Source organism: Nocardiopsis nanhaiensis, assembly GCF_054778635.1.
In genome coordinates this window covers 102435-108777 of sequence record NZ_BAAGZJ010000017.1, presented here as the reverse complement: position 1 = coordinate 108777, position 6343 = coordinate 102435, and the positions used below count along the sequence as shown (strand labels likewise).

Annotated in this window: 4 protein-coding genes and 1 pseudogene; 3 read left to right on the top strand and 2 right to left on the bottom strand. The window is 69.0% G+C overall.

The features are described 5' to 3' along the window. Window positions 1-263: pseudogene (locus ACYVD1_RS11015) on the top strand (hypothetical protein); the annotation flags it as partial. A gap of 390 nt (window positions 264-653) precedes the next feature. Here ACYVD1_RS11015 and ACYVD1_RS11010 read toward each other — a convergent pair. After that, complete coding sequence (locus ACYVD1_RS11010; protein WP_460770959.1) at window positions 654-2090, bottom strand: HNH endonuclease signature motif containing protein; 1437 nt, start codon at window positions 2088-2090, stop codon at window positions 654-656. Window positions 2091-2888: 798 nt separating this feature from the next. After that, entirely contained in the window at window positions 2889-3677 is a 789-nt protein-coding gene (locus ACYVD1_RS11005) for a FadR/GntR family transcriptional regulator (protein WP_460770956.1), read from the bottom strand. A 170-nt stretch (window positions 3678-3847) separates the two neighbouring features. On the opposite strand from ACYVD1_RS11005, the gene ACYVD1_RS11000 reads away from it, so the two are divergent. Next, window positions 3848-5398, top strand: a complete 1551-nt coding sequence (locus ACYVD1_RS11000) for an ABC transporter substrate-binding protein (RefSeq protein ID WP_460770952.1) — start codon at window positions 3848-3850, stop codon at window positions 5396-5398. After that, window positions 5395-6342, top strand: coding sequence for an ABC transporter permease (locus ACYVD1_RS10995; RefSeq protein WP_460770950.1), 948 nt, complete (start codon window positions 5395-5397; stop codon window positions 6340-6342). Before ACYVD1_RS11000 ends, ACYVD1_RS10995 begins: the two co-directional genes overlap by 4 nt. Window position 6343: the final 1 nt, after the last annotated feature.

Genomic DNA, 6343 nt, shown 5'->3' with positions numbered 1-6343 from the left:
AGCCGACCGCCCCAGCAGCGGTCCCCGGGATCCGGCCCCAGGGGTCCAAGGAACAGACGATGCGGCTCCTGAGAACCGACCCGCACCGGGGGTGGAGCCCCATCGAAGTGGCCCGGGCCTTGGAGTACGCCCACTACCGGAGCCTGGCCACGCAGATGGGGGTATGGGTCAAGGAAGGGTTCCTGCAACGGATCACTCGAGGCCGCTACACCCTGGCCCCGCAGTGGCTGAGAGCAGAGTTGACAACTACGCCCACCCCTTAACTACGCGGTCTTGCGCTTCGCGCGTCAACGGCGCTCCACCTTGACCCGCTCCGCTCCGACGGCGGGTTGGCGGCTATCGGGAAAGGGAGACGGGTGGTCGAGGTCCGAGCGGGACCAACACGGCCTTCGGCCGGGCAACCCCCTCGGCCTGGGGGCCGATGCCTGCCCCTGCGCCGGAGCGTTGACGCCTGGCGGTGTCACGGCCGGTCATTGTGGGCTGCGACCCCGGTCGGCCTGGGGGCCGATGCCTGCCACGCCGCCGGAGCACACCGGTTGGGGGTGTCGTGGCCGGCCATTGTGTGCGGCGACCCCCTCGGGAGACTGCCAAAGCGCCGGGGTGTCAGGGCACCAGGGTATCGGGGCGTGGGGCGGTAGGGCCTTGGCGGGTGGTCACCGCTCCTCAGGTGTGGGTGTGGGGGTTGGGGCTGGGTCGGCGTCCGAGTCCTTGCCCTGGTCCTTGTTGTTGCTTCCCCGGTAGCGGTGGGAGGGGCGGCCCTGCCAGATGGACTGCTCCGGGTTGGTCTCCCTCCGGTACTTCAACCGGTTGTGGTCTGAGCAGAGTGGCTGAATGTTGTCCGCGCTGGTGGACCCGCCAGCCGAGAAGCTGATCTTGTGGTCGGCCTCCGACCCGCTGGCCGGGAAGTTGCAGCCCTGGTACCAGGCGCAGGTGGTGTGGCCGAACATCCCCGCGTCCCGCAGAGCACCCGTCGCGTCGCGCTGGGTGCGGCCCACGTCCAACACCCGGTCACCCTTGGGGGAGGTGATCATCCGACGCAGCACACTGTTGGGGGCCAGGGCACGGATCGCGGCCATGGAGACCACCTGCCCATCCTGGGTCACCGCCGGGCCAGCAGCTTTGCCGTCGCCCTCGGCCTGGAGGCCGAGGAAGGTGGGCAGGGGCACCATGATGTTGATCATCGCCACCGCAGCACGCTTGCGACCCTGACCGCCCTTGCTGCCCTTGCCATCCCCACCCCCGGCACCCTCAGCGCCCTCGCTGGAGTCGGTGGGGTCGGTGGGGTTGGTCGCGGACCGGACCAGGTTCATGAACGCGTCATACATCCGCTCCGAAGCCGACACGTGCAGCCTCTCAGGGTCATAGTCCGACTCGTGGGCCTTGAGCACGCACTGGAGCTCCTCGGCGTGCTCACCCGGACCCCAGGCCTCGAACAGGTGAGTGCCATCGAAGGTCCGCACCAGGCGCGCACCACGGGCGTCGAAGGCGGCCTGGTACTGCTCCTCCACCACCGCCGGGTTGTACTGGGCCAGCAGCTCCCGGCCCAGCCGGGCGATGTCGGAGGTCGACATCGACGGCTCCCTGGCCTTGGAAGCCAGAATCCCGGCCTCCACCATCCGCCGGAAGAGGCCAGCATCCGGGTAGCGGCCAGTGTTGCGCGCCCCCACCGCCTTATCAGCGGCCCTGCACACCGCCACCGCCTCCCCGATCGACAACAACCCAGAGTCCAAGCCTTCCCGGGTGGCGGGCAACTCCTGGGCGAACAACCGCCGCGCCAGCTCGGCGCGCCCGTTGGCCTCAACGGGGGCCATCCCCACCGAGTGGATCAGCCAGTTCTGCACCGACCTCTGCCCACCCGCCTCCAATAGGGTCCCGGCCGCCTCCAGCTGCGCCAGGCGCAGCAGCATCGCAAGCTGGGCCCGGTCGAAGTCCTCGAACACCTGAGAAATCACATCCAGGACCTGGCCAGCTGCTCCGGTCGGGGGCACCTCCGCCATCTCCACGGTGATCTTTCCCCGGGCAGCACCCATGGCGGCCACGGCGGGGGTGTTTCCCGTCGTGTTCCCGCACTGCCCGAAAGAAGAAGTCATACCCTAAGGATACCAAGAAAGACCCAGAAAGGACCTATCCCAGGGGTGATAAAACACTTACCCGGCCACACTAGGGCGCCTTTTCTTTTCCCCGAAGGAAGCTTTCCAGGAACGGCGCGCCCACCCCTGCTCGCATTCCCGTGCAAAGCGGACAAATGTGTTCCAGTATGGGAATGATCTTGCTCCCAGAGTCAATCTCGGCGCCGAAATTGCTACTGGCAGCAAGATCATCGGGAAAAGGCCCGCCGAAAGGGGCTCGCCGCGCACATTGACCGGCCGCGACCCCCGATCCGTCGACGCTCCGGCGCAGGGGTAGGCATCGGCCCCCAGGCCGAGGGGGTTCCGTTTTTCGGGCGAAGCCCGAATTCGCCACGGACCTCGACCACCCGTCCCCCTTTCCCGATAGCCGCCAACCCGCCGTCGCAGCGGAGCGGGTCAAGGTGGAGCGCCGTTGACGCGCGAAGCGCTCGATGGCGACGACCTTGACGCGCGCAGCGGAGACGGCCACAATCGGGCGGCGGGAAAGGAGGACACCCCTAGCCAAACTGGGAACCCAAACCAGCAGCAATCCCCAGAGCACAACGTGCGAGTCTCCAACCAACCCGGGGAGATTCACGGCCGTTCCGGGTAACTGAGCCTTGCCGATGGCAAACTCGCGTGGAAGCGCGTGGGCGAAGCCGCGTTCGACCGGCTGACAGGCTGACCGCGGATTGGCTCACTACCTGCCGCGGATTAGCTCACTGCCTGACCGCGGACTCGCCCTCGGTGTGGACGGTCTCGCGCGGGCACGGGCGCCCCTCACGACACCAGGGACTCCAGGACGCGGGCTTCCTCGGGGCTGAGGTGGCGGGCGAAGCGCTCCGACAGGCTCCTCCGGATCCAGGACCCCGCCGCGGCCGCGTCACCGTACTCGATCAGGTCGACCAGCATCCGGTCCCTACGCAGCGAATCCCAGGTGCCGTCGGCGTCGCCCCCGTCGTCAGTGCCGTCCCCGCTGTCGGCAGCGTCCTCCTCCAGGAGGTCGGCTGCGATCAACCGGACGATCGACTCGCTGATGGCCTGACCCGTGGTGATGAGCAGCTGGTTGCCCGTGATGCTCCAGATGCGCTGGTGCAGCGCCGCGTCGGCGCGGGCGAAGCTCTCTCCCCCGTCCTCGGCGGCGCGCTCCATATCCACGAGCCTCTCCCGAAGGGCGGTGACGTCCTCGTCGGTGGCGCGCTGGGCGGCGATCGCGCAGGCCGTCCCCTCGAGCCCCATCCGCATTTGGAGGAGGTCACCGAAGCCGCTGCTTCCCAGGCGCACTATCTGGGTGAGGTCGCGTTCCAGCAGCTTCGCCGTCGGGCGCAGAATCCGGGGCCCGGACCGCCCGCCCGGCCGCAGTTCGAGGAGGCCGCGCGACTCCAGGACCCGTAGGGCCTCCCGCACGGTGGAGCGGCTCACGTCGAACTGGTCCATCAGCATGCGCTCGCTCGGCAGGTGGTCGCCGGGGACCAGGCGGCCGCTCAGGAGCGCGCTCTCCACCTGGTCGACGATGCGTTCGAAGGTTCTGACGCCGACGGCAGGACTGAACTGGATGCTCGACGCCATACTCTCCTCCACTGCCGGTTTGGGGGCACCGACCCGTACATACTCCATCATGGTGCCAGGTAGATCGCTGAGAACAACTGGTCGGACCAGTCTTGCGTCCAGAGATCCACCGGTTGTTAGATGGACCACACACTATGCGCCAAGCGGACGACGACCGTGCGAGAGGGGCCATGCCGGAACCACACATCACCCCGCCGACCCAGGTGTCCCGGCGCGGCCTCCTGCTCGCGGGTCTCGGGCTCCCCTTGCTGCTGACCTCCTGCCGGGCCGGCCACACAGCCATCGCCGACCCCGCGGAGAGCGCCGAGGGCGCGGTGGTGCTCGCGCTGACCGGCGCACCTACCAGCCTCGACTTCACCCGCACCGACGGGGTCGCCATCCCCCTGGTCCTCATGGGCAACGTCTACGAGGGCCTGGTCCGGATCAACGATTCGGGCGGGCTCGACCCGCTCCTCGCCAAGGACTGGACCGTCTCCGACGACCGTCTCGTGTACACCTTCACGCTCCGCACCGGGGTCACCTTCACGAACGGGGCGCCGTTCGACGCCGAGAGCGCGGTGTTCAGCATCGAACGCGTCAAGTCCGAGGCCTGGACCAACGGGCTCTCCGCCGCCATGGACGTGGTCGCGTCGGCGACCGCCGAGGACACCCACGTCCTCAGAGTCGAACTCGCCGAGCCCAGCAACCAGTGGCTGTGGTTCATGGGCACCCTGATCGGCGCGATGATGACCGAGGACGGGGTCGACGACCTGGCGACCAATCCGGTGGGGACGGGCCCGTTCACCGTGGACCGATGGGCGCGGGGCCAATCCCTCGGGTTCGTCGCGAATCCGGACTACTGGGGCGAACCACCCGCGTCCAGCGCGGTGACGATCCAGTACTTCACCGACACGACCGCGAGCACCAACGCCCTGCAGGCCGGTGACGTCGACGCCGTCTACGACATGCAGTCCCCGGAGCTGACCGCCGTCCTGGAGGAGGACGACGACCTCGTCACCGAGACCGGCGCCACCAGCGGCCAGATCCTGCTGTCGATGAACAACCGCGTCGCCCCCTTCGACGACCTGCGCGTCCGGCGGGCGGTCATGTACGCGATGGACCGCCAGGCGATCATCGACACCGCTTGGGGCGGCTTCGGCGACGACACAGGCGGTGCCCCCGCCCCGCCGACCGACCCCTGGTACGTCGAGTCGTCCCGCTACCCCCACGACCCGGACAAGGCCAGGGAGCTGCTGAGCGAGGCCGGGCAGGAGGACCTGCACGTCACCTTCAAGGTCCCCACCCGCCCCTACGCCCAGCAGATCAGCGAGATCGTCGTCTCCCTGCTGCGCGAGGTCGGTATCACCGCCACCATCGAGGCCGTCGAGTTCCCCGCGCTGTGGCTCGACGAGGTCTTCGGCCGCCACGACTACCAGATGAGCGTCATCGACCACGCGGAGGCGCGCGACCTGCCCGTGCTCTTCGGCGACCCCGACTACTACCTCGGATTCGACGACGAGCGGACGCGTGACCTGCTCGCCCGGGCGGACCGCGAACCGCCGGAGGAGCAGACCGGGCTGATGCGGGCCGCCGTAGAGCGCATCGTCGACCAGGCCGCCTCCGACACCCTGTTCATCTTCCCGAACATCGTCGTGCGCCACCGCGGGCTGCAAGGCCTCCCGGCCAGCCGACCCACCGACGAACTCCTCCTCGCCGGCGCCGTGAAGGGGGAGGACTCGTGATCAGAGCAGTGGGAGGGCGGGCCCTGCGCTTCGCCCTCACCCTCTTCGCCACCTCCGTGCTGGTGTTCGCCTTCATGCGGGTCCTCCCCGGGGATCCCGCCGAGGTGGCGCTGGGCACCGGCGCGACGGAGGAGGCTCTGGAGCAGACCCGCGCCGAGTTCGGTCTCGACCGTCCCCTGGTCGTGCAGTACTGGGACTGGGTCTCGGGCATCCCGTTGGGCGACTTCGGGGTCTCCTTCATCACCGGGGAGGACATCAGCCCCATCGTGCTGGACCGGCTGAGCGTGAGCCTGATCCTCGTGGTCTGCGCGATGGCCCTGGCCCTGGTGGTCGCCGTCCCCTTGGGCGCCTGGGCCGCGGCCCGGCACCGGCGCGCCGACGGCATCGCGATCAGCGCGGGCACCCAGTTCGGTATCGCCGTGCCGAACTTCCTCATCGGCATGCTGCTGGTGGTGGTCTTCTCCCTGGGGCTGGGGTGGTTCCCCGCCAACAGCTGGATGCCCCCGGCCTACGACGCCCCGCAGTTCGCCTCGCACCTGGTCCTGCCGGTCGTGGCCCTGGCGGCCGTCCAGGCGGCCATCATGACCCGCTACGTCCGCACGGCCATGCTGGAGGTCATGGGCGAGGACTGGATGCGCACGGCGCGGGCGAAGGGGCTCTCCCGGTTCCAGGCGCTGCGGCGGCACGGTCTGCGCAACGCCGCGCTCCCGGTCCTGACGGTCAGCGGCATCCAGCTGACGACACTGGTCATCGGGGCCGTCGTCATCGAGCAGGTCTTCGTGATCCCCGGCATCGGCTCGGAGCTGTTGGCGGCCGTGGCGGCCCGCGACCTGCTCACGGTGCAGTCCATCGTCATGCTCCTGGCACTGATCACCCTGACCGTCAACTTCACGGTGGACCTGCTGTACCTGTTGCTCGATCCGCGCACCGCGGTCCGGAGGTGAG